Source organism: Nocardia citri, assembly GCF_054065835.1.
Genome location: NZ_JBSUQM010000005.1, coordinates 198,243 through 224,239 on the forward strand (window position 1 = coordinate 198,243; position 25,997 = coordinate 224,239).

The following is a 25,997-nucleotide window of genomic DNA, read 5'->3' on the forward strand; positions in this document are numbered from 1 at the left end:
GGCGACGAACCGGGCAGCGGTTCTACACCGACAGGTCGCGACGAAGTTTCGCCACGTGGCCGGTGGCACGGACGTTGTACTGTGCCACTTCGATTTTGCCTTCTTCATCGACCAGGAATGTGGAGCGGATGACGCCGGTGACGGTCTTGCCGTACATGGTCTTCTCACCGAACGCACCCCATGCGGTGAGGACGGATCTGTCGGGATCCGAGAGCAGCGGGAAGGTGAGCTCTTCGTTGTCGCGGAACTTGGCCAATTTGGCGGGTTTATCGGGCGAGATGCCGACGACCTCGATGCCCGCACCCTCGAGGTCGGCGAGGTTGTCGCGGAAATCGCAGGCCTGTTTGGTGCAGCCGGGGGTGCTCGCGGCGGGGTAGAAGTACACGATCACCTTGCGGCCGCGATAATCGGACAGTGACACATCCTTGCCATCGGCGTCGGGCAGGGTGAAATCGGGGGCGGAATCGCCGGGGGAGAGTCGTCGGTTGTCGGTCATCTTTTGCACGGTAATCGAATGACCCGACAACGTATCCGCCTCGCCGCGACTCGGCTGGCTAGACTCGTCGGCGAGCGCGGTTCGCGGCACATTGAATACAGGAGGATATACGTGGCTAGGGATACCGAGCGGATCGAGCGAGAGATCGAGGCCGCGCGGACACGGCTCGCGAGCACGCTCGACGAAATCGCGGTACGGGCCGATCCACAGCGCATTGCCGATGACACCAAGCACATGGTGCTGGCGAAGCTGAGCGAGCCGAAGGTGAAGTACAGCCTGATCGGCGCGGCCGTCGTGGTCGTCGGGTTGGTGCTGGTCAAGATCTTCCGCTGAGCCGAAACGTAAAACACCCAGTGTGGCCACGGCCACACCGGGTGTTTTACGTTTCAGGGCTATCAGACAGTCGGGCAGGCGAAGCCGTCGCCGTCCGGATCGAGGGAGGGCTGATAGCCCGGTTCCCCGCGGAACAGCGGCGCCCGGCCGGCCGCGCGGGCTTCATCACAATTGGCGAATGCGCCACCGGCCGAGCCGGTCTGGGACAAGCCCGCCGAACCGGTCGCGGCCGATCCGGTATCGACGGCGGATGAGCCCGTGCCGGCGGAACCGGTGGGGACGTCGGCCAGGGCTGCCGGTGCCGCTAGGAAGGCGAGTCCTGCGGCGGCAATGCTGACGGTAAGCCGGCGAACGTTCATATATTCCTCTGTTTGTGTGCTGCGGTGGAGTAGCGTCCAGGGGGGAGACGCCGCATCCACTGTTGTGACGGGCCGCGTACTTGTCAACCGCGCAGCAAAACAATTAGGGGCATTAGGGGACAATGCCCCTTCATCCGTTATTCGCCCAACCGCCTACCCGTCAGATGTTCGGCAGGAATATTACCCATGCGTCCGGCCTGGTAATCCTCCATTGCTTGGATGATTTCGGCGCGGGTGTTCATGACGAACGGACCGTATTGCACCACAGGCTCTTTGATCGGCAGGCCACCGAGCAGCAGGACCTCCAGGTCGCCGGTGCGGTTGTGTTGCAACGCATCCGCGGCGACGGTGATCGAGTCGCCGGGACCGAATACCGCGAGTTGTCCGTCACTGATCGGTCGGCGCTCGGCGCCCACGGTTCCGCTGCCGGACAGTACGTATGCCATTGCGGTAAACCGTTGCGGCCAAGGGGTTTCCAGTTCACCGCCCGGGGTGATGGAGGCGTGTGCGTAGGCAATCGGGGTGTAGGTCGAACCCGGACCCGCGAAGCCGCCGATCTCGCCGGCGATAATGCGCACCAGTGCGCCACCGTCGTCTGAACTGACCAGCGTCAATTCACTGCCGCGCAAATCCTGATAGCGCGGTGCGGCCATCTTCTGCGCGCGCGGCAGATTGACCCACAGTTGGATGCCGTGGAACCAGCCGCCCGCGATGACCAAATTCTCGGCGGGCAGTTCATCGTGCAGGATGCCGGAACCGGCAGTCATCCATTGGGTGTCGCCCTCGCTGATGACGCCACCGCCGCCGTTGGAATCGTGGTGCACCATGGTGCCGTCCATGACGTAGGTGACGGTCTCGAAGCCGCGATGCGGATGCCACGGCGCGCCTTTGGCCTCGTACGGCTCATAGGCGATCGGACCCATCTGGTCGAGCAGGATGAACGGATCGGCCGAGCGCAGATCCATGCTCGGGAATGGCCTGCGTACTTCGAAGCCTGCGCCTTCGCGCTGCTGGTGTGCGGTGCTGATGCCGCGCACCTGCCGTTCCCGCGTCGAATCCGTGGGGCGGGGCAGTCGCGGCAACACCATGATGTCGGGAACGGTGATGGCCGGCATGGGCACCTCCTGAGTAGTTGGTGTCCATGTCAACCAAACGCTGGCTAGGATAATTCCCGTGGTGCGTTGGTTGAGCGATGACGAGCAGCAGACCTGGCAGGCCTTCATCCGGCTGCGCCAGCGACTGGACGCGGCGCTGTCGGCCGGGCTGGCGCAGGACGGCCTGTCCGCCGCCGACTACGAACTCCTGGTGCCGTTATCGGCTGCGCCCGGTGGCTGTCTGCGCGCCAAGGAATTGGCCGCGGAAGTCTGCTGGGAGAAGAGCAGACTCTCGAAACACTTGGCGCGCATGGCTGCTCGCGGACTCGTCGACCGGCGCCCGGCCGAGGACGACGCCAGAGGGATTCTGGTCGAACTCACCGCGCAGGGGCGCAAGGTGCTCGCAAAGGCGGCGCCGAACCATGTCGAACTGGTGCGCCGGATTTTCGTCGATCAAATGACGCCCGCGGAGGCGCGTGCGTTGCAATCGCTGGCCGACAAGGTGGCCGTCGAGGCCGAACTCGGTTGCTGAATCACCACGGGGTGATCGGCGGCTTCACCCACAGCAGCTTTTCGTCGCTGTTATTGCGTTGTGCCGCAGGATGATTCGGATGCCGAGCAGCCCAGGCGGCCTTCTCGTCGAGCAATTTCGCCACCGTTGTCCACGTCTCGTCGGTGCTCGGTGGATTCGTCTCGGCCGTGCGCGCCAGTTTCCGGCGGATCGCCGCCGGCATCTGTAGCAGTTCCGTTCCGGTGATGCCGCGATCCCAGATATAGGTGGCGAGGCGGCGCGCCTTCTCGGCGCGGCTTTTCGACGCGTGGTCGGAGTGGGCGTAATCGGTCATGGCGCAATCCACATCGAGGGTGGTCTGTCCTGGTCGACCCTACGACAATGCCTCCCCACCGGTAGGCGGGGAGGCATTGTCGAGCAGCTGCGGATCAGTACGCCGAGTTGACGTTGTCCATCGAGCCGTAGCGGTGAGCCGCGTAGTTGCAGGCTGCGGTGATGTTGGCGACCGGATCCCAGATGTCCCAGGCGGTGCCGTCGACGTGGTAGGCGTTGAAGGTCGGGTCGATCACCTGGAGCAGGCCCTTGGACGGGATGCCGGCGGCGGCGTTGGAGTCCCAGAGGTTGATGGCCTGGGGGTTGCCGCCGGATTCACGCATGATGTTGCGGTAGATGCCGTTGTAGCTGCCCGGGATGCCCTGCGCGGCCATGATGTCGAGGGCGTGGTGGATCCAGCCGTCGAGGTTGTCCTCGTAGACCGGGGCCGGAGGCGGCGGCGGGGTCAGGCTGGGGATCGGTGGCAGCGCGGGCAGGGTGGGAATGATCGGGGCGTCGACCGGCGTGGCCGCGGCCACGGGCTCGACCGCAGGTGCGGCCGCGGGAGCAGCCGTGGGAGCGGCCGCGGGGGCGGGCTGCTGCTCGGAGACCATGGCGATGCGCGACGGAACGCTGTCGTCGGCCAGCGCGACTACGGAGGATGTGCCGACGGCGATGACACCGGCTGCGGCGACCATGAAGGTGACACCGTCACGCAGCGAAGGGCGGCGGAAAGAGGGGAGGCGTTTGTCGAGCATTTCGAAATCAGTTCCTTGATCGTGTCCAGAGAGGCGATCCGGCCCGGTTGAGGCAGCGCGGATCTCCGACGGGGCACCCGGTGGGAAGGCCCGCCTGAATCGGTTCGTATGCTGTTTTCGGGTTTTGTTGTGAAGGCCAGGCGAGCCCTGGCGCACGACGCGGTGAAAGCCACCCGGGGTCGGTTCCCGGCGGGTGCCGCTGTCGAGCGGAGGAGAATGCGGTCACGGGCTGTGGTGCCGCTGGCATCTCCGGCGACCGCGGTGGGTGAAACCCATCTGCTGTTGCGGTCGCTTTCCGACTGTGTGTGGATTGCTCCTGGTGTAACCAAACTGCAGGTCTGTTTCGGACCTGGTCTCAGCTTGGTCACAGTCGGTTAACGCAGCGTGAACGAATAGTGAATGGCGGGGGTTGCCGATCTTGGAAAGCCCAGGTCGCGTTCCTTGAAACCCCATCTATGCTGGGAGTTTGCTGTTAAACGTGATGTGACACAGGTCACGGAAATTTCCGGGTAATGCAGGCCACTTTGTCTCGATTTGGTCACCAAGAGGCTGGGCGGACCCTTCCGGTTGCCCACCACGCGGGTCAAAACGTTACGCAATTCGGCCACCGTGGAATCGCCCAAAACCGATGCCCACTGGTCGGCGAATTCGGCCGCGGCGGCATCGGCCGCGCGCGTGCAGGCCGACCCCTTCGCGGTCAGCGTGATCAACCTGGCGCGCGCATCGTCGGGGTGCGCGTTGCGTTCGGCGTAACCCTTGCGCACGAGTTCGTCCACCAGTTGGCTGGCCGCCTGAACTGCTCGACGGAACCGTCATCAGTCCGCCATGGGCCAGATAGTGATGATCAACAACGCGCCCGGCGTTATCGCTTCGATGGCCGCGCGTAACCGGATTGATGAAGTGAAAAATCCCCCGTGGGCGGCCCTGCCGCTCACGGGGGATTTTGCTGTGGTGCGCCATCAGGGACTCGAACCCCGAACCCGCTGATTAAGAGTCAGCTGCTCTGCCAATTGAGCTAATGGCGCGGATCTTGCTGTGCTCCGTGTTCCGGTGCGGGACAAACATTAACAGGCCGAACACCCATAAGTGAAATCGGTTTCTGACCGGGGGCGATAAGGGAGCTCGAGAGGGGTGTTAACACCCGGTGGGGTGTGGGTGATCTTACCGGTGGAACTCGCCTGCGGCGGAGTGATTTCACAGTGGATCGGACCCGTTTCAGCTGTCAGAATGTCTGGAGCGTGATCCGAACCGAACTCCGTCGGCGTTGCGGGAGGAGCGTGGTCGGGTTGGATCCGAGCCGTCGGTGCCCTGGTGCATCGGGACTTGAAACGGGGTTTGGTTATGAGCGTTGGTCGGCGTCGACATCGGTTGATGAGAAAGATCACAGGACCGATAATCGTAGGAGCGGTGTTGACGCTGGCCTTGACGGCGTGTTCGTCGTCCAACGCCACCGACGCCTCGACGGTCGTCATCGACCGTAATCCGATCACCGAGCTGATGAAGCCCAAGCTGCTTTCCCCGGTCAAGGACGGTGACATCGGGATTTCGCCGGGCGTGCCGCTGACCTTCAAGGTCGACGATGGCAAGTTCACCAACGTGACATTGGCCAATCCGCAGGGTGCTCCGGTCGCAGGCAAGCTGGCCGCGGACGGGCGGACCTGGGAGACCACCGAGGTCCTCGGTTACGGCAAGACCTACAAGTTGACGGCCGATGCGATCGGCCTCGGCGGTGCGAATTCCAGTGTGTTGAGCTTCACCACCAGCTCCCCGGACAGCCAGACCAAGCCGTTTTTGTTGCCCGGCGAGGGCGAAGTGGTCGGCATCGGCCAGCCGGTGGCCGTGCAGTTCGACGAGAACATCCCGGACCGCAAGGCCGCGCAGAACGCGATCAAGATCACCACCGAGCCGCCGGTCGAGGGTGCGTTCTATTGGGTGAACAAGCGCGAGGTCCGGTGGCGGCCGGAGCATTTCTGGGCGCCGGGCACCAAGATCACCATCGATGTGAACGTCTACGGGCGGGATCTCGGCAACGGACTGTACGGCCAGGACAATATCCACTCGTTCTTCACCATCGGCGATCCGACGATCTTCACCGCCGATGACAACACCAAGCAGGTGACGGTGGAGATGAACGGTCAGGTGGTGCGGACCATGCCCACCTCGATGGGCAAGGACAGCACCCCGACCGACAACGGCATCTACATCGTCGGCGACCGCTTCGACCGCATCATCATGGACTCATCGACCTACGGCGTCGCGGTGAGCTCGCCGAACGGCTACAAGACGCCGGTCGACTACGCGACCCGACTTTCCTACTCCGGCATCTTCTTTCACTCCGCGCCGTGGTCGGTCGGAGCGCAGGGCTATTCGAACACCAGCCACGGCTGCCTGAACCTGAGCCCGGCGAACGCGCTGTGGGTGCTGCAGAACGCCAAGCGCGGCGACATCACCATCGTCAAGAACACCGTGGGCGGCACGCTTTCGGGTGTGGACGGACTCGGTGACTGGAATATTCCATGGCCGGAGTGGAAGGCGGGCAACGCCGACAACCGCTAGGAAGCGCCCTACGCGCAACTGAGCGTCGCCGCGAGAGCGCTGCCGAACGCGGCGCGCAGCAGCGGCCCGCGAACAACCGGTTCTCGAGGCGACGATCTACGACAGTGCTCGTGTGACAACCGATCAAGTGCTCGCGGACGAGGAACGGGCCGCATCGCCGCACGCGATGCGGCCCGCCTGCTGCGTGTCCGGAGGCGTGTCGCCGACCGGGAATTGTTGCGCGCGAACTACTTTGGTCTGCTACCGGCGATCACCCGTGCGAGAGTGCGGTAGCACTTATTGCTCGCGGGTCTTGATGACCTTCTCGAAGTAGGGAGCTTCGGCGACTGTCACCCGGATCGTGCGCAGTTCGTGCGCATCGACGACAGGGCGCTTGGAGTCGGACTCTCCCCACAGCAGAGTGAGCTCTCTCCCGGGCACGGCATCCTCGATCGCCAAGAGCGCGGAGGAGATCACGTGTTGTGCGTTGGAAGTGTAGGAGGCCCACTGCGATGTGCCGACCAGGCGATCGCCATCGAGCACCGAGTCGTATTCCCATACCGCATACAAGAGATTGGGAAGCGCCATGAATCGCGCTCCGGTTCCCTCCTTGGCGAACAACGACGACGTGATGGCATCGGCGACATCGGAGTTGTGCCACTCCAGCGCTACCTTCTTGCGCTTGGGATTCGCCTTCTTTGCTTCGAGCGCTTCGCGACCGATGAAGTCACGGTTCCAGTCGATGACAAGACCGTACCCGAGCTCGAGTGGGTCAACGTAGTAGTCCTCGATGCGATCCGAGGAAAAGCTGCCGCCCAGTGATGCGTTTGCTTCGAAGGAGTTCGAGTCCAGCCACTGACGGAACTCGGCGAAGTAATCGCCGGAGTAGATCGGCGGCATGGTCTGAGGGAGCCACCCCGACTCTTGGGCAGTGACTCGGTAGGCGAGGTCGCCCACCTTTCGCAGGCCGTACTTCTCGCCGGCAACGGCAAGCGCTTCACGCACCGCCCACTGCGAATCCCACGGGCCATACAACTCGAAACCTGCCGTGCCGGCCATGCCGTGCCGTAGCGCGCGAATCCGTTGGCCGGCGACTGTGACCTCACCGACTCCGAAGAACGCAACATTTGGCAGCGGCTCGTCTGCGACCTCGGTCATCAAAGGCAGCGCGTTGGGTCCCTGAATCTGGATGCGGAAGACGTCACGCGGGATCACTCCGCGCTCTTTCTTCACAGCCTTGATGTTCCAGTCGCCGCGCTCGAGGTTGAACATCAACCAGTCGTCGCCGGCCTGGGGTAGGCCGACAATGCGAAAGAAATCCTCCTCCTCGCGAACGAAGATCGCATCAGCGATGAGATTGCCGTCAGGTGCGGCGAAAACGATCTGCTTCGCCCTGCGCACGGGGAACGTGTCGAGTTTGTTGACCGAGAAGGCTTTGAGGAACGGCAGGACGTCGGGCCCACTCAGATGGATCTCGGTCATGTGATGTGACAGTTCGAGAAGCGCCACACCGTCCTTCCATGCCCGAATTTCATCGCGCCAGTTCGAGAACTCGGGCGGGACGTTGGGAAAAGGGAAGGGGCCGATTGTGGAACTGCGCAGCAGCTGCGTGGCTCCCCCGGCTTGTTCAATAGCGGTTTCGAGACTAACAACGCGAGCAGTCATCATGCTCCTCCGAAACTGTATCCAGTATACTACATCCTAATTATGTGACGTCGATCACGCACTGGGAGGTGAATTGACGTACACCGCACCCGCGAAGTGAGCGATAACCACCCCCGGACCGGTGGCATGCGGCAGCCAGCAGCTCACCGGGCGAGCAACAGAAGGTCGTGACGTGAACACATACGAAGAGAACGACGCACGAGTCGGATTCCTGACACGCCGTTTCAGTACTGCGCTCAATGCAGGTGACGCGGCAGCGCTGCAAGAAGCGTTCGATCCGCAATCCATCGTCGTCACCGAGCCGGGCACCACGATGAAGCCATACGAGCAGGAGCATGGGGGCACCGGATTCGAATCGCTCGAAGCCAACCTCGGGGGCGTGCTCGTCGCCGAAGATGTGGCGATCCTCCTGGTCGAATGGACAATCCTCACCCGCGACGCAACCTCCGGGGCACTGCACCGCGCGTCAGGCCGCGCCTGTGACCTGGGTAGGCGCGACGCTGACGGCGTCTGGCGGTGCCTCATCGATAACGGATCCGGAAGCGGCCCCGCTGACGCGCCGCGCGTCCTCGGGGCTCCCGACGAAGCGCTCGACGGTCTGGTCGGCAATCTCGTCCAAAAGTTTCGGGACGCGGCCAACGCCGGCGACGGCGACCGTTGGAGTTCCCTGTTCGAGTCCACCGCTGTCTTCGCAGTCGAGCCCGGTGTGGAGTCGACTATCGACGCACGCGACGCCGCGGTGGAAGCCTGGCTCAATGGTGCCCGACTCGAGTCGACCGTTCGACACGCTTATGTCGCAGACAATGTCGCCATGACCGTCGTCGACTGGGAGTTGCGTCACCGCGACGGTATTGCCGACTCCGGCACCTCTGTCGACGTTATGCGCAGAGATGACGACGGGGCCTGGCGCTACGCGATTTTCAACCGGTTCGGTAGCGCTCCTTACCGCGATTCATTCGAAGTCCTCGCCGCGGGAAAGTAACGACGTCGCGCGGCGGCGCCGGCGGCTTATCCACCGGTGCGACGATCGCGTGTTCTGCGGTTTCGTGGGCATCCGGAGATATCAGATGCAGGCGGCTGAGCCGGACGTCTTCGATCTCCCCGAGCGCGGATACGGACCTGCGGGTTGCGTGGAATCGGCGCGACGCGATGAGTCGGATCTCAGCGTATGACACTATCGATGGCAAAGAATCCGCTGGTCAGAATGCGTGAACCGCCTCGGAGGGACGGCTCACGCACTCTGGCGTTGGGGTGAGTGACGGGACTCGAACCCGCGACAGCCAGGATCACAACCTGGTGCTCTACCAACTGAACTACACTCACCATCGCCGGTGAATTACCAGCGCGGTAGATATTAGCGTGTCAACCCCTCGAGTCCCTAATCGGTTTCTGACGTGGCGTTTTGCTGGGGCGTATCGGCTGCCCCGGCGCCACCGCTCAGTTCGTTCGCGATGGCGGTGATCTCCGCGGTCGACGGACCGGGTGCGGCGACGAAGGCCGTACGCCGGTAGTACTCCAGTTCGCGGATGGATTCCTTGATATCGGCCAGCGCGCGGTGGGTCAGGCCCTTCTCCGGCTGGCCGAAGTAGATGCGCGGGTACCAGCGGCGGCACAGCTCCTTGATGGAGCTCACATCGATCATCCGGTAGTGCAGATGCGCGTCGAGTGCGGGCATATCGCGGGCGATGAAGCCGCGGTCGGTCGCGATGGAATTGCCGGCCAGTGGGACCGTGCCCGCGGTCGGGGCGTATTCGCGGATGTAGTCGAGTACCTGCTGCTCGGCGTCGGCGAGGGTGACCGCGGAGCGGCGCACTTCCTCGGTCAGGCCCGAACGTGCGTGCATATCGGCGACCACCTGCGGCATAGCGGCCAGCGCCGCGTCATCGGCGTGAATGACGATATCCACGCCGTCACCGAGGATATTGAGGTCGCTGTCGGTCACGAGGGCGGCCACCTCGATCAGCTTGTCGCTGTCGAGGCGCAGGCCGGTCATCTCACAATCCATCCACACCACGTACTTGTCGCTCACTGGACACACAGTAGCCGTGGTCGTGACCGACCGGGCTCACCTTGCCGCGTTGCCGCAGCGCATTCGTGTATCAACAAGCGTCGAATTCGACACCGCATATTTCTCGGGCACTCCGGCAACATCAGCCGTATTGATCGGCGATGCCTCCCGCATCGCGTGTTCGTGGCCCGGATGTCGCGCATCGGACCAGCCGAGACCCGCGACTGCGTCGCATGGGGTATGGCCACGCGGATGCGCGACGGGCCGCGCACAGCGCATACTCTCGCTCTCGCTTCGCTCGAAACCGGCGGTTGCGGCCGATGCTGTTTGCGTAAAAGTGCATGTCACCAGTGGGTTGAGCCGTCTTGGGGGAGCAGCGGCGATAGAGTTTGCGGGGGATCGGCGGATGCGTTTTCGGCACGACAGCTAACACTGTGGAAGCAGTCAGGGGCAGACCAGACGGAGGACGCGCGATGACTACCCCTCAGGAGAAGGCGGCCGCACTGCGGAAAGCGGCCGAGGAGGCAGCGCGCGTGGCTGCGGCGGCGGTTGCCGCAGCCGAGGCCGCCGAACGCGAATTGGCCGAGCAGGCAGCGACCGCCGCGACCGCGGATCCGAATGCGGTGGCACAGGCCGAGGCCGCGCAATCGAAGGTCGCCGCTACGGCGCAGACCGCGGCTGCCAGCGCGGACGCGGCGGAATCCGCGCGGTTGGCGGCGAATAACATCGCGAAGGCCGCGGGACAGTCGGTGGCGCAGCAGATCGCGGCGGGGTACGCGTTCGACGGCGCGGCACTGGAATTGGGCACTGTTGTCGTGGACGGCGTCGCGGATCAGACTGCGCGCGTGCGGATTCCGATGCGCACCATGAACCGGCACGGGCTGGTCGCCGGTGCGACCGGTACCGGTAAGACGAAAACGCTCCAGGGCATCGCCGAACAACTGTCGCGGGCCGGGGTTCCGGTGGTGCTCGCCGATATCAAGGGCGACCTGTCGGGGCTCGCACAGCAGGGGCAGGCGAATGCGAAGATCACCGCCAGGGCGGCAGAGACCGGTGCGCCGGACTGGGCCCCAGCCGGCTATCCGACCGAATTCGTCTCGCTCGGCACCGGTGGTGTCGGCGTGCCGATCCGCGCGACGATCACCGCATTCGGGCCGGTGCTGCTCAGTAAGATATTGGGGCTCAACGAAACTCAGGAGTCCACGCTCGGGCTGATTTTCCACTGGGCGGATACGGCGGGCCTGGGTCTGCTGGATCTGAAGGATCTGCGCGCGGTCATCACCCACCTCACCAGTCCGGAGGGCAAGCAAGATCTCGAGGGCATCGGTGGGGTGTCGACGGCGACCGCGGGGGTGATCCTGCGTGCGCTGGTGAATCTCGAGGCCGACGGCGGTGACACCTTCTTCGGTGAACCCGAACTGGATCCGGCCGATCTGGTGCGCACCGCGGGCGGTCAGGGCGTGATCACGCTGTTCGAACTCGGTGCGCAGGCGGCGCGGCCGGTGATGTTCTCGACCTTCCTGATGTGGGTGCTTGCCGATCTGTTCCAGACGCTGCCCGAGGTCGGCGATATCGAAAAGCCCAAGCTGGTCTTCATTTTCGACGAGGCGCATCTGCTGTTCGTGGATGCCTCGAGGGCCTTCCTGGAGCAGGTGGAGCAGACGGTCAAGCTGATCCGGTCCAAGGGCGTCGGCGTCTTCTTCTGCACCCAGCTGCCCACCGATATTCCGAATTCGGTGCTTTCCCAACTGGGTGCGCGCATCCAGCATGCGCTGCGCGCCTTCACTCCCGACGATCAGAAGGCGCTGTCCAAGACCGTGCGCACCTACCCGAAGACCGATGTCTACGACCTCGAGCAGGCGCTCACCTCGTTGGGTACCGGTGAGGCGATCGTGACGGTGCTCGCCGAGCGGGGCGCCCCGACCCCTGTGGCGTGGACCAGGATTCAGCCACCGCGCTCGCTGATGGACACCATCGGCGCCGAGCAGATCAAGTCGCGGAGCCTGTCCAGCGCGCTGGCCGCGAAGTACGGCCAGACCGTCGATCGCGAATCGGCCTACGAGATCTTGGCCGCGAAGCTCGCCGCGGCACAGCGGAATGTGGAGGCGGCGCCGGCTCCGGGGCGGTCGAAGGCAACTGCCGCGGAGGAATCCGTGGCCGAGCGCATTATGAGAAATCCCGCGGTGAAGAGCTTCCTGCGTTCGGCCGCGACCGCCGCGGGGCGGGAGATCAGCCGCAGCCTTTTCGGTACCCGCAAGCGCTGAGCGTGCGTGGAAGTCCGGACCCGCCGACGCCGCGGTCGGTGCGTCCGCCAGTTTTCGAGTACTCGATACATCAGCCCAAGTCAGCGCTATTTTTCGGCGATGCTCGGGCGGTCGCGGATAAGGCGTTCTCCTGCCTACCGCAAATTTCGGGACCAAGAGCGATCCCGGTTTCCATCTGGAACAAAGCCCGGACTTGATCGCGGTCCGAACCCAGGATCGACGCCCGCTGCCTCGCCCCATTCGGGTCGGTCCGCACCCGCTCAGCGGTGAGCTGGAGGATGCGGTGTTCGTGGTGTCCGATCCGGAGCCGGGTCAGCGGCCGATATCGCGGACGAGGAGATCGTCGGTGGTTTCGCGGCGGATCAGTTGGCGGGCGCGTCCGTCGCGAACCGCGATGACCGGTGGTCGGCCGACGCTGTTGTAGGACGAGGCGAGGCTGTGGTGGTAGGCGCCCGTGCACGGTACGGCAAGCACCTCGCCGGGGCGCAGGTCGGCCGGGAGTCGGACATCAGTGGCCAGCACATCGCCCGCCTCGCAGTAGCGACCCGCCACGGTCGCGATCATCTGTGGGCCGCAGGGATGCCGATTGGCAACGACCACTTCGTAATTCGCGCCATACAGTGCGACACGGGCGTTATCGCCCATACCGCCGTCGACGGTGACGTAGGTCCGGCCGCCGGCGATGTGCTTGATCGACAGCACGCGATACAGCGTCACGCCGGCGCGTGCGACGATGGCGCGACCCGGTTCCATAGCGATATTCGGGCGCGGGAAGTGATAGCGCGCGCAAGCCGCGTCCAGGGCGTCGTCGATGATGTCGGCGAGTTCGGTCAGATTCATTTCGGCGTCGCCGCTGCGGTAGGCGACCGCATGTCCGCCGCCGAGGTCCAGATCGGTCAGGATGCGGCCGTAATCGGCACGGACCCTTGCTAGTTCGCCGATCATCCGGCGCACTGCCTCGCCGTAGTGGTCCGGATCGTAGATTTGCGAACCGAGATGGCAGTGCAAGCCGATCAACTCGAGGTTCGGCTGGCGCATAATGCGCTCAACCGCCTCGGCGGCCATATCGCTGCCGAGCGGAAAACCGAATTTCTGGTCCAGCACACCGGTTTTCGTGGCCTGATGCCCATGCACGTCGATGTCAGGGGATAGTCGCAGCAGGATCTGCAGTGTTCGGGTGGCCAGTGCGGAGAGCAGGGTGATCTCGGCCATCGAATCGACCACGATCCGGCCGACGCCGACACGCACGGCGGTTTCGAGTTCGTCGAAGGATTTGCCATTGCCGTGCAATACGATCCGCTTCGGATCGACACCGGCCGCCATGGCGATGGCCAGTTCACCCGCGGAGCATACGTCGACCGAAAGTCCTTCCTGGGTAACCCACTCCGCGACCGCGCGGACCATCAGCGCCTTGCCCGCATAGATGATCTCGGCCTCCGGGAAGGTCTTCTTGTAGGCGCGGCAGCGGGTGCGGACCTCATGCTCATCGAGCACGTAGGTTGCGGTGCCGTACTGGTCGGCGATATCGGCGAGGGCGACCCCGCCGAGGGTGATCCTGCCGTCGCCGTCGTAATGGGTGTCCCGCGGCCAAACCGCGGAGTCGAGGCGCGAAGGCATTCCCGATCGTAGCGACGGGAAGATTTCGAGCAGCGTCACGTGATTCTCCTGGATGTGCCCCCGCTTTCTCTGGCATGCGGGGCCGATACCAGGACTACGCCGGCTCCTATTGATCATGGGTGACGCTGACGGATCCTTGACGCACCCGAAACGTTTCCTGACGGGTTGCTGATCAGCGCTGTGACGCGGCGCTGACCGCCGCTGAAACCGACTGGTCCGGCGACGGCAGTTCGCCCCACCTGCCGCCCGCCCGCCGCTGTTGGATGTGTGCGATGCGCGGAATTGATCGCGCTACCGGCCGCGGTGGCGCTGACCGCAATATCGGCGCGCTGCTCGTCAGCCGCCGAGCTTCCTATAGAACGCACCTGCGACCGGGGCGGTGAGGGCGCGGGGGGCGTATTGGCCTGCGACGCTCATGCCCTTGCTGATCAGGCCCGGGACCACGCGCATTTTGTTGCGGGCCAGGGCATCGATGGAGAGTTTGGCCGTGTATTCGGAGGTGACCCACATGAAATCGGGCACCATTCGGTCGACGATGGAGGCGTTGGCCGGATCCGGGGTTTCGGTACGGACCGGACCTGGGGCGAGCAAGGTGACGTGCACGCCGGAGCCCTTCAGTTCACCGCGCAGCGATTCGGAGAAGGTATTGGCGAAGGCCTTGCTCGCCGCATAGGTGGCGTTGTTCGGAATCGGCATATTGCCCGCCGCCGAACCGCTGATCAGGATGCCCCCGGCACGCTGTGCGATCATGCCGGGCAGGATAGCCAAGGTGAGGTCGTGCACCGCGACGGCATTGAGCTCCATCTGGTCCCGCTCATACGCCGGATCCAATTCGGCGACCGCACCGAAGGTCGCGATACCGGCGTTATTGCACAGGATCGAAATATCGCGCGTCGCCAACTCCTCCACCAGCGTCCCTCGTGCCGTCCGATCGGCCAGATCGACCGCCCGCACCTCCGCGGTAATCCCATGCGCCAACGTCAGCCGCTGCGCGAGTTCGGTCAACACCTCACCGCGCCGCGCAACCAGGATCAACGAATACCCGCGAGCAGCCAGCTCGGCGGCCAGCGCGGTGCCGATGCCGGACGAGGCACCGGTGACAACCGCACGATTTTCAGAGGTAGGAGAGGGCAAGCTCACGCCAGAAGCCTAGGGGATCCGAGTACCAGGTGGCCGCACCACCCATTCGCCACGATTCGACGGGGTCCGCGAGATTTCGCTGAGAACGGGTGTCCAGCCCATGCCCCTTTCGACGTTTGCCTACACCAATGCATGGTGGTCAAAGGTCCAGGACCACAGGGTGCGGCGGAGTACGCCCCTCCCACGCACGCGATCGCGGGGGCGAAATCCCGCGCGTGGACCTCATGGGCGTCGCTACAGGCGGGCCGCGAGTCGCGTGCCCTGATCGATGGCGCGCTTGGCGTCGAGTTCGGCCGCCAAGTCGGCGCCGCCGATCAGGTGGATATCGGCGCCTGCCGCGCGCAGGGGCTCTTCGAGGTCGCGTACGGATTCCTGGCCTGCGCAGATGATGACATTGTCGACCGGGATCAGTTGGGGGCGTTGGCGTTTCTCGCCGAAGCTGATGTGCAGGCCGTGGTCGTCGATGCGTTCGTAGTTGACACCGCCGACGTGCTCGACACCTTTCGCCTTCAGTGCTGCCCGGTGCACCCAGCCGGAGGTCTTGCCGAGATCCTTGCCGAAGGGGGTCGACTTGCGTTGCAGCAGTACGACTTCGCGGGCGGCGGGGGCCGGCTTGGGCTCGGTGAGCTGGCCGCGGGCCTGGTCATCGGCGGAGTCGATGCCCCACTCTTGCTTCCACTCGTCGAGCTCGAGGGCGGGATGTCCTTCGACGGTGAGGAATTCGCTCACGTCGTAGCCGATGCCACCCGCTCCGATGACGGCGACGCGCTTGCCGACCGGCCGCTCCTCGCGCACCAGTTCGGCATAGGACAGCACCATCGGATGGTCGATGCCGGGGATATCCGGAATGCGCGGGCGCACGCCGGTGGCCAGCACGATCTCGTCGTAGCGCGCCTCGAGCAACTCCGCCGCGGTGACCCGCTTGTTCAGGTGCAGGGTCACACCGGTGACCTCCAGCATCCTGGTGTAGTAGCGGATCGACTCGTTGAACTCCTCCTTGCCCGGAATGCGCCGGGCGATATCGAACTGCCCGCCGACCTTGTCATCGGCCTCGAAAAGATCGACCCGGTGGCCCCGTTCGGCGAGATTCACCGCCGCCGAAAGTCCGGCCGGTCCCGCGCCGACGACCGCGACACGTTTGGTGCGCCGGGTCGGCAGGAGCTTCAGTTCGGTTTCGTGACCCGCGCGCGGATTCAATAGGCACGAGACCGTCTTGTGCTGGAAGGCGTGGTCCAGGCATGCCTGATTGCATGCGATGCAGGTATTGATCTCGTCGACCCGGTTCGCCCGCGCCTTGTTCACCCATTCCGGATCGGTGAGTAACGGCCGCGCCAGCGAAACCAATTGCGCGTCACCGCGAGCGAGGATCTCCTCGGCGATCTCGGGCATATTGATCCGGTTGGACGCACAGACCGGAATGCTCACCTGCTCGCTGATCTTCGCGGTGAATTCGACGAAGGCCGCGCGCGGCACCGAGGTGACGATGGTCGGCACCCGCGCCTCGTGCCAGCCGATATCGGTATTCAGGATGCTGGCGCCAGCCGTCTCGAGTTCCTTTGCCAACGTGACGATTTCGTAGAAAGTCTGCCCATTCTCGATGAATTCGGCCATGGACAAACGGAATACGATGATGAAGTCGGGCCCTACCGCCGCGCGGGTGCGGCGCACGATCTCCACCGCGAGGCGGCGCCGGTTCTCCGGTGAGCCACCCCACTTGTCGGTGCGTTTATTCGTGCGCGGCGCGAGGAACTGGTTGATGAAATAGCCTTCACCGCCCATGATTTCGCAGCCGTCGTAGCCCGCGAACTGGGCCAGCTTCGCACAGCGCGCGTAGTCGTCGATGGTCCGCTCGACCCCGCGCGCGGAGAGCTTGCGCGGCCGGAACGGATTGATCGGAGCCTTGATCGAGGATGCCGAAACACTGCCCGGCATATAGGAATAACGGCCCGCGTGCAGGATCTGGACGGCGATCTTGCCGCCCTCTTCGTGTACGGCCCTGGTGATCACCCGGTGCCGGTAGGCCTCGGACTTATTGGTGAGTTTCGCGCCGAACGGCAGCAGCCAGCCGGTGCGATTCGGAGCGTAGCCGCCGGTGATGATGAGACCGACACCGCCGCGGGCCCGTTCCGCGAAATAGGCGGCGAGCCGGTTGGTATCCCACGCGCGATCCTCCAGGCCGGTATGCATCGACCCCATGATCACGCGATTGCGCAGCGTGGTGAAGCCGAGATCGAGGGGCTCGAAAAGATGGCGGAACGAACTCATTGCTGAGTCTCATCTTTCTCCGGATCCGCGTGCGGGGCTGTTGTACCAGGTTGCAGGGCGTGCAGTACTTCGTCACACCATTCGACGAATCCGGACTCCACGCGGATGCCCGCGCGCAGCACGAGGTACTGATGCAAGGGGGTATCGGAGAGCTGATCCGGTGCCGGAAAGTCGCGCTTTTCTATCAGCCGAAACAGTTCGAGGCGCTGATTGTGCTGCTCGCGATGCCGGGCGACCTCATCGCAGAGCGCGCCGATATCGCCGTGTGCGGCCGCGCGGATCTTCACGCCGAGCTCATTGCGCGGCATCGACGTGTCGGTCGGTGCGGCGATCCAGCGCGCCAGTTCGGCGCGGCCCGCCTCGTCCACCGTGTAGACCTTCTTATCGGGCCTGCCCGCCTGGACCACTGTCTCGCTGCTGAGCCAGCCGGATTCCTCCATGCGCTTGAGCACGCGATAGATCTGCTGATGGGTGGCACACCAGAAGAAGCCGATGGACTTGTCGAAGCGGCGCGCCAGCTCATAACCCGAACCGGCGCGCTCGGTCAGCGATACCAGCAGCGCATGTTCGAGTGCCACGACGTCAGGTTATCGTTACACCCAGTAATATGCAACTGAGTGCATAGTAAATGTGGTATCGAGACTTGACCCGCCCGCTGGGGAAATCCGCACTAGGCTGCGCCCATGAGCGCCGCATCGCGCAGCGATTCGATGAGGGTGGTGGCCGGGTGACGGATGTGCCGGAGGTTGACGCGCGGGCGATCGTCGGGCAGGCCGCCGGGCGCGCGCAGGTCGTGTCGTGGGGGCTGTGGGACTGGGGGGCTTCGGCATTCAATGCTGTGATCCTGACCTTCGTCTTCTCGGTGTACCTCACCGATAAGGTCGGCGACGATCTGCCGGGCGGTGTATCGCCGAGCGCGTGGCTCGGCTGGGCCCTCGGTATCGCGGGTTTCGCGGTCGCGCTCACCGCGCCGGTCAGCGGTCAGCGTTTCGACGCGAGTGCGAAACGCAAACGCTCACTCGGCGTGCTGACCGCGCTGACCGTCCTGACGATGGCGCTGATGTTCTTCGTCCACGACGACTATCGCGACTTCTGGTTCGGCCTCGTCCTGCTCGGCTTCGGCTCCGCGTTCTTCGAATTGGCCGGCGTGCCCTACAACGCCATGCTGCGCCAGGTATCCACCCCGGCAGATGTCGGTCGGGTCTCCGGATTCGGTTGGGCCATGGGCTATTTCGGCGGTATCTTCATCCTGTTGATCAGCTACTTCGGCTTCATCTCCGGTCACGGCGACAACCGCGGTCTGCTCGGCGTGCCCAGCGATGACGGTACGAATATTCGATTGGTGGCGATGCTGGCCGCGGTCTGGTTCGCCGCATTCGCCCTGCCGGTGCTGTTCGCCGTGCCCGAATTACCGCAAACCAACGCTGATCCCGGTGCGGCGAAGGCCGGATTCTTCGGCTCGTACCGGGTACTCGGGCGGGATCTGCGCGAGCTGTGGGCGGTGGATCGACGCACTGTCGGTTTCCTGATCGCCAGCGCGATCTTCCGCGACGGCCTGGCGGGGGTGTTCACCTTCGGTGCGATCCTGGCCGTGCGGGTCTACGGCATCGCCGACTCCGATGTCCTGCTGTTCGGTATCGCCGCGAACGTCGTCGCGGCATTCGGTGCGGTCACTGCGGGCCGGTTCGACGATCGCGTCGGTCCGAAGATCGTGATCGTGATATCGCTGGTCGCCATGGTGCTCTGCGGCATCGCGCTGTTGCTCGTGTCCGGTCCGGTCATGTTCTGGGTCTTCGGCCTGCTGCTCACCATCTTCGTCGGCCCCGCCCAATCCGCTGCCCGCTCGTTCCTCACCCGGCTGGCCCCGCCCGGTCGCGAGGGCCAGATGTTCGGCCTCTACACAACCACCGGACGCGCCGTATCCTTCCTCGCCCCAGCCCTTTTCGGCTTCTTCGTCTGGGCCTTCGACGCCGACCGCGCGGGCATTGTCGGCATTCTGATGGTTCTCGCCGTCGGTTTGGTCGCATTACTCCCGGTCCGCAAGCCGGACGGGGCAGTCTCGTCGATCACGTAGGTCCGAGCCACGAGTCGGGGTGGCCAGGAGCGGTGCCGGCTAGCGCTCCTTGGCGGGCACCCAGGCGGCCATGCCGAGTGCGATGAGACGGACCTGGCTGATGGTGCGATCGATGATCGCGGGTTGGTCGCGTGGGGCCGCGGCGACGTAGTCGGCAATGCAGTCGGCGACCGTGGAGACGATCAGGTCGGCGGCCAATTCGAGGTCGTCGGGGGACCAGGAATCCAGGGCCGGAATGCGGGACATATCGACGACCAGTTCGCGCACGATCAATTGCAGTTCGAGCGCGATGGCGTGCTGCAAGGCCGCCGAGCCGCCGCGGCGTTCGCGGGTGATGAAGCCGAAGAGTTCGCGTTTGGTGGCGACCTGAACGAAGACGAAGCGCACGGTCTCCGAGAGCCGGGCGTCGGGTGTGCGGCGCAGTTGCCGCAGGGCCAGACGCAGCGCCCGGATGCCCTCATCGACCAGCGCCGCGCCGAGATCGTCGAGTGCGGCGAAATGTCGGTAGAACGCGGTCGGCACAATGCCCGCGGACCGGGCGATCTCACGTAGGCTCAGCGCACCGAAGCCACGCTGGGCGGCCAATGCGAGCGTGCCGTCGAGCAGAGCCTGCCTGGTGCGCTCCTTGCGCTCGCCCCGGGTAGCTGCGGTTTCGGTCATCACCGTGAGCATACAGCCGTTCACCGTTCGTCCATTCCGATGATGTATTTCGGGTCACACGATTTTTGCTCGGCTCGGCCAACATCACCGGCGGCAGGCTGTTCCCCATCATGTCCGGCAATTTGTCGCACCCGATCGAGCACCACTTGTTCCCGGATCTGCCCGCGAACCGTTATCCGCATATCGTGCCGAAAGTTCGGGAACTGCGCGAGAAGTATGGATTGCCCTACAACACCGGCTCGCTCGGTAAGCAAGTCGGATCGGTCTGGCCGAAGATTTTCAAGCTGGCACCGCCGCCGTTTTTGATCGGGAGGAGTCCACGCGCGGTGTTATCGTGATGCGACAGCGGAACGCAACCGAAGTGGGCGTGTGAATGATCGGGAAATTCGAAAGTAACAAGGATCTAATTCAAGAATTGACTTCCTCTGGTGCGCGACATGTCGGAAATATCGCGAGCATCATCGCCGGCACCGTCGCGGAGGTCACCCGGGAGATCGGTGAGTGGATCACCGACGCGATCGAGATGAACGAGGCCGCGGCCGCCGCGCGCAAGGACGCCGCGGCACAGCGTGTGAACGAGTTCGTCGACGATGAGGCCGATGTGTCCTATGACGCGGAGGTCGAGCCGAGTGCATCGTTCGTTGAGGCGGAAGTGGTCGAGTCGGAGCCGGAAAACCCCCGATGATCACCACATCGGCAGCCTGCGCCGGTGTTCGATCACATCGGTGACCAGGTCCTTGTACCCGTCGGCCAGTTCGGCCAACCGGCTCCACTGCAGTTGGGCGTCATCGTCCAACTGCAGTGGATGCGGCGGCTCGACCAGTGCCGACATTCCCAAGGCATCCTGTGCCGCAACCCATTTCGACGCCATTCGATCGATGACCGCGCCCAAGGTCTCGGTGTGCAGCGAGGCGCCGGTGCGGTGCTGCACATTGTTGGCGACCCAATTGTCGATATGGCAGACCAGTTCGGTCCGATGCGCGTCGAGGTCGTCGACGAGTTGCAGGCACTGTGCGACGCATCCGCTCGACGCGCCCGGCGCATGCGCCGCCTGCAGGGCATTGCGCCGGCGTTCATGACATATGACCAGTGCACGTCCCGCGGCCAGGACACAGTGCCGGTGTCGATTCGGATCGTGAGGTTCGCGAAATGCGCGCAGTAGCGCCGATGGCGATGGCAGTTCGTCGGCTCCGATACGACCCGCTGCGTATTGGGTAGGCATGATGCACGCCCCTGCGGTGACGATAGGTGTGTATTTGGATGCGCCAGGACCGAGGAGGATTTCGGGGAGGGGCACCCCTCGGCTCCGGCGCAGCCCCGCACCCGGATCGTCTCCACACAGTCCACCAGCACGGCAAAGAAACCGGGAAATCCGCGACGATGCGATGAGGAAGACGGCCCGAGAAGATCGGGACCTTTTCAGGAAAGCGCGATAGTCGAATCGGCGCAACAGTATGATGTGAAAACAGATGAGCTGCCGGGAAATCGTTATGTTCCGTTACGGATCGGTCACATAACTGACCACTTTCCTACCCGCATGAAATCGCGGAGCGCATGGGCAGCAACCATTTCCGGCGAGGTGCGGCGCGATGTCGTTCGATCGACTAGCCTCGGTGTTTGTGCCCGCCTATGTGTCTTCGCCCGAGTTGACGTTCGGGTTCATGTTCGCGCTGGAAGATCCGGAGCGAATCGCCGAGGTCGTGCGCACGCTCATACTCCGCAAGACAGTGTCGGTGTTTCGGCTCGCGCGCCTGTCCGACGACGACGGACCGCCAGAGCGCTATGTCGTGAACTGGGCAGTGATTCCGCAGATCTCGATCACCACCAGCGCCCCCGATCCGGATGAGCTGGAGGCCGGGCAGATCATGCTGGTGAACGCCTTCCTCGGTGAGGAGGGCGAGGTCAGTCTGTACTCGGCCCAGGGCCCGGCGCCGAGCTGAGGCATGCGGCAGCGTCGTTGCGGCACCGCGTGATTCGGCGCGACAGCCACCTTTTCGTTGGCGTGTCGGTATCGGAACGTGGTGTGACCAGACGTTCGGTACGGGACAATCAGGACATTCCGCCCGTTGTCGAGGCATCGAAGCACCTGGAAGGAGCATCGATCATGGAGCCCGAGAACACCGTCGCCGCCGGCCCGGCCAATCCGGTTCGTGTCCGAGGAGATCTCGATCCCGCGCTATCGCGATGGATGTGGTTGGTCAAATGGATCCTGGCCATTCCGCACGCCATCATTCTGATTTTCCTGTACATCGCGTACGTGATCGTCTCGGTGGTCGCATTCTTCGCGATTCTGATCACCGGTAAGTATCCGCGCGCACTATTCGACTTCAATGTCGGCGTCATGCGGTGGGGATGGCGGGTAGGTTTCTACGCCTACTCGGTGCTCGGCACCGACAGGTATCCGCCGTTCAGCCTGCAGTCGGATCCCGATTATCCGGCGGACCTGGAGATCGACTATCCCGAGCAGCTGAATCGTGGTCTAGTGCTGGTGAAATGGTGGCTGCTGGCCATTCCGCACTACCTGATACTCGGTGCGATTTTCAGTGCCGGTATGGGTGGCGGCGAGAACAGCTGGGGCGGATTGACGCTGGCCAAAGCGCTGCTTCTGGTCGCGGTGGTGGCACTGCTGTTCACGGCGGCGTATCCGAAGGGGCTGTTCGATTTCCTGCTCGGTCTGCACCGGTGGGCTATCCGAGTCGGTGCCTACGCCTCGCTGATGCGTGACGAATACCCGCCGTTCCGACTCGACCAGGGCGCTCGGGAACCCGAAAACAACTGAATATCAACTGAATCGAGAGCCGGACATCGGCGTCGGTCACCAGGCGGATTCATAGATCCGCCGGACGACGTCCTCGATGTCCGGCTCCTCTATGGACAGGTCGCGAACCTCGGCGCGATCGGAGACGGCGGCGAGAACCTGTGCGGCGGTGGTCGATTCGGCATCGAAGGCCAATCGCTGGCGCATGCCCCCGCCCTCGCTGGTCAACAACTCGGCACTCGGCAGATCGTCGAGATTGCTGGTCGGTTCGGCCAGATCGACGACCAGCACCCGCCGCGCGCCCACCCGCACCGCGAGTCCGGTCAGTGAACCGTCGTACACCAGAGTGCCGCGGTCGACGACGAACACGCGATCACAGAGCCGCTCGATATCGCCCATATCGTGAGTGGTGAGCAACAGTGTGGTGCCGCGCTCGGTGCGTTCGGCGCGTAGGAACTCACGTAGTCGCTGTTTCGACAGCACATCGAGGCCGATGGTCGGCTCGTCGAGAATGACCAGTTCGGGGGAGTGCAGCAGCGCCGCGGCGACCTCCGCCCGCATGCGCTGCCCGAGCGAGAGCTGGCGCACGGGCGTGTCCAGCGTCTCGGCCATCTCCAGTTGTTCGACCAACTCGTAGGTACGTTTCCGCGCGACATCGGATTCCAGCCGGTGGATCGCGGCTAGAATCGAAAACGATTCGCGCAGTGGTAGATCCCACCACAGCTGGGAGCGTTGCCCGAACACCACCCCGATCCGGGCGGCGAGTTCGCGCCGCTGTCGCACCGGATCCAGGCCACAGGTGCGCACGGTGCCCGCGGTGGGGACCAGGATCCCGGTCAGCATTTTGATCGTGGTCGACTTGCCCGCCCCGTTCGCGCCGATATAGCCGACCGCCGAACCGCGTTCGATGCGAAACGTCATCCGGTCCACTGCGGTGAGGGTTTCGCGGCTGCGTCGCCAGCGCTTCCCGTTCCTCCGATACAGAATGAATTGCCTTGTCAGATTCTCGATCTCGATGATCGAGTCCGATAGCTCGGTATCCGCCACGCTTATCCGCCGCCTCCCTGATAGTGCCGAGTACCTAGTTGCCACACACCCAACGCGAGCAGCCACACCCACAGCGCCGCCAATGGTGCGCACCAGGCCAGCCAGGGCGGCAACAGCGGCGGGCCGGGCAGGTGCAGAAGTGCGATGGTCGGCACGTACGCCGTGAATGCGACCGGAATGGCGAAGCCGAATACCAGCTTCAGCGATGTCGGAAATACCGAAGCCGGTTGCATGGCGGCGAAGGAGCCGCCATAGGTGAAGCTGTTGGTCAGTTCCGCACCGTCGATCAGGTAGAACTGCGCGCCGGCGGCGCAGACGAACAGGCCGCCGAAGAGGGCAATGCCGCTGAGCAGGGTAGTTGTCAGCAGTGCGAGAGTTTGCGGACCCCACACGAGATCGTTGCGAACGAGACCGAGTCCGAGCACGATGATCGCCACCGAGGCACGGGCGAATCGGCGCAGCGAGATATCACTGGTGATGAGTTGCAGCAGGAGTGGCTGGGGCCGTAGGTGATAGGCGTCGAGCACGCCGAGCCGGATGAGGGTCGGTAATGTATCCAGGTGGCCGAACAGGACTTGGGCCAGTGCGAATCCGGTGTTGCTCAGGCCGAAAAGCAGGAGTGCGCCGTCCAGATCGAGCCCGCCGAGCACCTGGACATTGTCGTAAATAACCCACACCTCGGCGAATTCGACGATGCCGATCAGGAAGGCGCTGAATACCTCACTGGCGAAGGATAATCGGTACGCGCGTTGGGCTCGCATCCTCGACCGCAACACTGCCGCATACGGGGAAAACCAGGTTCCGGCCGGTACAGGGATATGCGGGGGCTCAGCCACCCTGCACCTCCAGCCTGCGGCGCCCGGCCACCAGCAGCGCCCGGCCCACCGCGCCGACCGCTAGTACCCAGAAAACCTGTACGGCAACGGCCGTCACGGCATCCATCCCAGCGACCCGGCCCGACAGGATGTCGATCGGCGACTGCAGAATCGACGGAAACGGGGTGGCATTCGCGACGGTGCGCAGCCATGCCGGGAACATGTGGACCGGCACGAGCAACCCGGCCAGAAACGTGCCACAAATCTGGTACAGCACTCGGAGCCCGCGGGTTTCCACCACCCAGAATCCGATCAAGCCGACGGCGAAAAGGCATAGAAATGACAATGTGACGGCCATTACCACGCTGATCAGCCCGAGCACATAGGGTCCGGGCGTCCCGGGCATGACGAGCCCGAAGGTGAACACGCCGACCAGTACACTCGGTACGCCGCGCGGCAGGATCGTGCAGGACGCGCGGCCGAGATCGATGGCTAGATAACTGAATTGGACATCGACCGGGCGTAAGAAGTCGATCGCGATATCGCCGTTCTTGACCCGATCCACCAATTCCAGTGGCGGTCCCATGAATTGGGTCGCGCCGAGCAGTCCCTGCGACAGCCAGACGTAGGCGCCGATCGATCCCGCGTCGTAACCGCCGAAGCCGCCGGACGCGCGCACCGCCGACATCATCACCGCCGCGCGCACGAAGCCGAAGACGCAGTTGGTGAACAGGCCGGCGAACATCGCGAGTTTGTACTGGGATTGGCGCCGGAAACCGGCTCGGATGAGGTACAGGTACAGCCGCGCGGTGCGGAGTGCGTGCAGTGCGGCGAGCTGTGATCTGTTGCCCTCCAGTCTGCCGCGCACAAGCGGTTAACTCTACGGTGCATGGGCGGACGCGCGGTAGTTGAGCGCGCGATCTTTGGAAAAGTGCGACAAACCCGCTGCACCAATGTTAGTAACCGTGACTATGACCACCAAAAGGTGACCGTCCGGAGGCGGTGCTGGGGGACTAACGCTGATCGTATTCGCGACACGATTCCGGTGACCTGCTGGTCCTTGCCTTCGCCGCGAATGGCCCTCAGTCACGCCGCTTTCGACGATCTACCCTGTAACCGGAACGTCAACGTACAGTCATCCGCGCAGTGCGGCGCGGAATTCCCACGGGTCGTGTGCGCAGAACACCCGGACACCTGATGCCGCTATGGAACTGAGCTGCGCCACCTTGGCCGGCCGTCGGTCTCGGTGGACGGTTTGACCAGTCGCGGCCGAGCGCTGATGCCGG

At 64.1% G+C, this 25,997-nt stretch carries 25 protein-coding genes, 2 tRNA genes and 2 pseudogenes; 10 read left to right on the top strand and 19 right to left on the bottom strand.

What is annotated here, in order from left to right:
* Positions 1–22: 22 nt before the first annotated feature.
* The gene (gene bcp, locus ACW2Q0_RS10415) at positions 23–496 is read right to left on the bottom strand and encodes a thioredoxin-dependent thiol peroxidase (protein ID WP_457188625.1); all 474 of its coding nucleotides are present in this window, start codon (positions 494–496) and stop codon (positions 23–25) included.
* A gap of 111 nt (positions 497–607) precedes the next feature.
* Here bcp and ACW2Q0_RS10420 point away from each other — a divergent pair, with 111 nt between their 5' ends.
* Entirely contained in the window at positions 608–829 is a 222-nt protein-coding gene (locus tag ACW2Q0_RS10420) for a DUF3618 domain-containing protein (protein WP_457188627.1), read from the top strand.
* A gap of 62 nt (positions 830–891) precedes the next feature.
* Here ACW2Q0_RS10420 and ACW2Q0_RS10425 read toward each other — a convergent pair whose 3' ends face one another.
* Positions 892–1,188, bottom strand: a complete 297-nt coding sequence (locus ACW2Q0_RS10425) for an excalibur calcium-binding domain-containing protein (RefSeq protein WP_457188629.1) — start codon at positions 1,186–1,188, stop codon at positions 892–894.
* A gap of 137 nt (positions 1,189–1,325) precedes the next feature.
* Positions 1,326–2,303 carry a pirin family protein gene (locus ACW2Q0_RS10430; RefSeq protein WP_457188631.1) on the bottom strand — a complete coding sequence of 326 codons (978 nt, stop codon included), beginning with the start codon at positions 2,301–2,303 and terminating at the stop codon, positions 1,326–1,328.
* 58 nt (positions 2,304–2,361) lie between these two features.
* Here ACW2Q0_RS10430 and ACW2Q0_RS10435 point away from each other — a divergent pair, with 58 nt between their 5' ends.
* Positions 2,362–2,814 (top strand): MarR family winged helix-turn-helix transcriptional regulator, encoded by a 453-nt coding sequence (locus ACW2Q0_RS10435; RefSeq protein WP_457188634.1) that lies wholly within the window; start codon positions 2,362–2,364, stop codon positions 2,812–2,814.
* Position 2,815: 1 nt separating this feature from the next.
* Here ACW2Q0_RS10435 and ACW2Q0_RS10440 read toward each other — a convergent pair whose 3' ends face one another.
* From ACW2Q0_RS10440 to ACW2Q0_RS10455, 4 genes are all read right to left on the bottom strand, one after another.
* Positions 2,816–3,127 carry a hypothetical protein gene (locus ACW2Q0_RS10440; protein WP_457188636.1) on the bottom strand — a complete coding sequence of 104 codons (312 nt, stop codon included), beginning with the start codon at positions 3,125–3,127 and terminating at the stop codon, positions 2,816–2,818.
* 94 nt (positions 3,128–3,221) lie between these two features.
* Positions 3,222–3,863 (bottom strand): transglycosylase SLT domain-containing protein, encoded by a 642-nt coding sequence (locus ACW2Q0_RS10445; RefSeq protein WP_457188638.1) that lies wholly within the window; start codon positions 3,861–3,863, stop codon positions 3,222–3,224.
* A 374-nt stretch (positions 3,864–4,237) separates the two neighbouring features.
* On the bottom strand, positions 4,238–4,639 hold the full coding sequence (locus ACW2Q0_RS10450) for a MarR family winged helix-turn-helix transcriptional regulator (protein WP_457188640.1): 402 nt from the start codon (positions 4,637–4,639) through the stop codon (positions 4,238–4,240).
* Between the two features lie 173 nt (positions 4,640–4,812).
* Positions 4,813–4,888 (bottom strand) — tRNA-Lys (locus ACW2Q0_RS10455).
* A gap of 316 nt (positions 4,889–5,204) precedes the next feature.
* Between ACW2Q0_RS10455 and ACW2Q0_RS10460 the strand changes: the two genes are divergently transcribed.
* Positions 5,205–6,419 (top strand): L,D-transpeptidase, encoded by a 1,215-nt coding sequence (locus tag ACW2Q0_RS10460; protein ID WP_457188642.1) that lies wholly within the window; start codon positions 5,205–5,207, stop codon positions 6,417–6,419.
* Between the two features lie 276 nt (positions 6,420–6,695).
* Here ACW2Q0_RS10460 and ACW2Q0_RS10465 read toward each other — a convergent pair whose 3' ends face one another.
* Positions 6,696–8,063 carry a hypothetical protein gene (locus tag ACW2Q0_RS10465; RefSeq protein ID WP_457188644.1) on the bottom strand — a complete coding sequence of 456 codons (1,368 nt, stop codon included), beginning with the start codon at positions 8,061–8,063 and terminating at the stop codon, positions 6,696–6,698.
* A gap of 172 nt (positions 8,064–8,235) precedes the next feature.
* On the opposite strand from ACW2Q0_RS10465, the gene ACW2Q0_RS10470 reads away from it, so the two are divergent.
* A complete protein-coding gene (locus tag ACW2Q0_RS10470) occupies positions 8,236–9,045 on the top strand; it encodes a YybH family protein (protein WP_457188646.1) in 810 nt (269 codons plus the stop codon).
* A gap of 265 nt (positions 9,046–9,310) precedes the next feature.
* On the opposite strand, the gene ACW2Q0_RS10475 is transcribed toward ACW2Q0_RS10470, so the two are convergent.
* Both ACW2Q0_RS10475 and orn read right to left on the bottom strand, forming a co-directional pair.
* A tRNA-His gene (locus ACW2Q0_RS10475) sits at positions 9,311–9,386 on the bottom strand.
* Positions 9,387–9,441: 55 nt separating this feature from the next.
* Positions 9,442–10,092 (bottom strand): oligoribonuclease, encoded by a 651-nt coding sequence (gene orn, locus ACW2Q0_RS10480; protein ID WP_457188648.1) that lies wholly within the window; start codon positions 10,090–10,092, stop codon positions 9,442–9,444.
* A 452-nt stretch (positions 10,093–10,544) separates the two neighbouring features.
* Between orn and ACW2Q0_RS10485 the strand changes: the two genes are divergently transcribed.
* Positions 10,545–12,335 carry a helicase HerA-like domain-containing protein gene (locus ACW2Q0_RS10485; RefSeq protein WP_457188650.1) on the top strand — a complete coding sequence of 597 codons (1,791 nt, stop codon included), beginning with the start codon at positions 10,545–10,547 and terminating at the stop codon, positions 12,333–12,335.
* 312 nt (positions 12,336–12,647) lie between these two features.
* Here ACW2Q0_RS10485 and lysA read toward each other — a convergent pair whose 3' ends face one another.
* The 4 genes from lysA to ACW2Q0_RS10505 all read right to left on the bottom strand — a co-directional run bounded on the left by lysA (position 12,648) and on the right by ACW2Q0_RS10505 (position 17,935).
* Positions 12,648–13,991 (bottom strand): diaminopimelate decarboxylase, encoded by a 1,344-nt coding sequence (gene lysA, locus ACW2Q0_RS10490; RefSeq protein ID WP_457188652.1) that lies wholly within the window; start codon positions 13,989–13,991, stop codon positions 12,648–12,650.
* Positions 13,992–14,288: 297 nt separating this feature from the next.
* The gene (cmrA, locus tag ACW2Q0_RS10495) at positions 14,289–15,092 is read right to left on the bottom strand and encodes a mycolate reductase (protein WP_457188654.1); all 804 of its coding nucleotides are present in this window, start codon (positions 15,090–15,092) and stop codon (positions 14,289–14,291) included.
* 234 nt (positions 15,093–15,326) lie between these two features.
* A complete protein-coding gene (locus ACW2Q0_RS10500; RefSeq protein WP_457188656.1) occupies positions 15,327–17,357 on the bottom strand; it encodes an FAD-dependent oxidoreductase in 2,031 nt (676 codons plus the stop codon).
* Positions 17,354–17,935 carry a PadR family transcriptional regulator gene (locus tag ACW2Q0_RS10505; protein ID WP_457188658.1) on the bottom strand — a complete coding sequence of 194 codons (582 nt, stop codon included), beginning with the start codon at positions 17,933–17,935 and terminating at the stop codon, positions 17,354–17,356. The genes ACW2Q0_RS10500 and ACW2Q0_RS10505 overlap by 4 nt, the downstream gene beginning before the upstream one ends.
* Positions 17,936–18,093: 158 nt before the next feature.
* Between ACW2Q0_RS10505 and ACW2Q0_RS10510 the strand changes: the two genes are divergently transcribed.
* Complete coding sequence (locus tag ACW2Q0_RS10510; protein WP_457188870.1) at positions 18,094–19,431, top strand: MFS transporter; 1,338 nt, start codon at positions 18,094–18,096, stop codon at positions 19,429–19,431.
* Positions 19,432–19,470: 39 nt separating this feature from the next.
* Here ACW2Q0_RS10510 and ACW2Q0_RS10515 read toward each other — a convergent pair whose 3' ends face one another.
* Entirely contained in the window at positions 19,471–20,091 is a 621-nt protein-coding gene (locus ACW2Q0_RS10515) for a TetR family transcriptional regulator (protein ID WP_457188660.1), read from the bottom strand.
* 59 nt (positions 20,092–20,150) lie between these two features.
* Here ACW2Q0_RS10515 and ACW2Q0_RS10520 point away from each other — a divergent pair.
* Both ACW2Q0_RS10520 and ACW2Q0_RS10525 read left to right on the top strand, forming a co-directional pair.
* Positions 20,151–20,464 (top strand): annotated as a pseudogene (locus ACW2Q0_RS10520) (fatty acid desaturase family protein); the annotation flags it as partial.
* Positions 20,465–20,647: pseudogene (locus ACW2Q0_RS10525) on the top strand (hypothetical protein); the annotation flags it as partial.
* 129 nt (positions 20,648–20,776) lie between these two features.
* Here ACW2Q0_RS10525 and ACW2Q0_RS10530 read toward each other — a convergent pair.
* Positions 20,777–21,313 (bottom strand): DUF4254 domain-containing protein, encoded by a 537-nt coding sequence (locus ACW2Q0_RS10530; protein WP_457188662.1) that lies wholly within the window; start codon positions 21,311–21,313, stop codon positions 20,777–20,779.
* Positions 21,314–21,680: 367 nt separating this feature from the next.
* Between ACW2Q0_RS10530 and ACW2Q0_RS10535 the strand changes: the two genes are divergently transcribed.
* Positions 21,681–22,031, top strand: a complete 351-nt coding sequence (locus ACW2Q0_RS10535; protein WP_457188664.1) for a hypothetical protein — start codon at positions 21,681–21,683, stop codon at positions 22,029–22,031.
* A 164-nt stretch (positions 22,032–22,195) separates the two neighbouring features.
* Complete coding sequence (locus ACW2Q0_RS10540; protein WP_457188873.1) at positions 22,196–22,870, top strand: DUF4389 domain-containing protein; 675 nt, start codon at positions 22,196–22,198, stop codon at positions 22,868–22,870.
* A 36-nt stretch (positions 22,871–22,906) separates the two neighbouring features.
* Here the strand turns inward: ACW2Q0_RS10540 and ACW2Q0_RS10545 are convergent, their stop codons facing one another.
* From ACW2Q0_RS10545 to ACW2Q0_RS10555, 3 genes are all read right to left on the bottom strand, one after another.
* Complete coding sequence (locus ACW2Q0_RS10545; protein WP_457188875.1) at positions 22,907–23,770, bottom strand: ABC transporter ATP-binding protein; 864 nt, start codon at positions 23,768–23,770, stop codon at positions 22,907–22,909.
* A gap of 128 nt (positions 23,771–23,898) precedes the next feature.
* Entirely contained in the window at positions 23,899–24,657 is a 759-nt protein-coding gene (locus ACW2Q0_RS10550) for an ABC-2 family transporter protein (protein WP_457188666.1), read from the bottom strand.
* A 67-nt stretch (positions 24,658–24,724) separates the two neighbouring features.
* Entirely contained in the window at positions 24,725–25,579 is an 855-nt protein-coding gene (locus ACW2Q0_RS10555) for an ABC transporter permease (RefSeq protein ID WP_457188668.1), read from the bottom strand.
* Positions 25,580–25,997 lie beyond the last annotated feature (418 nt).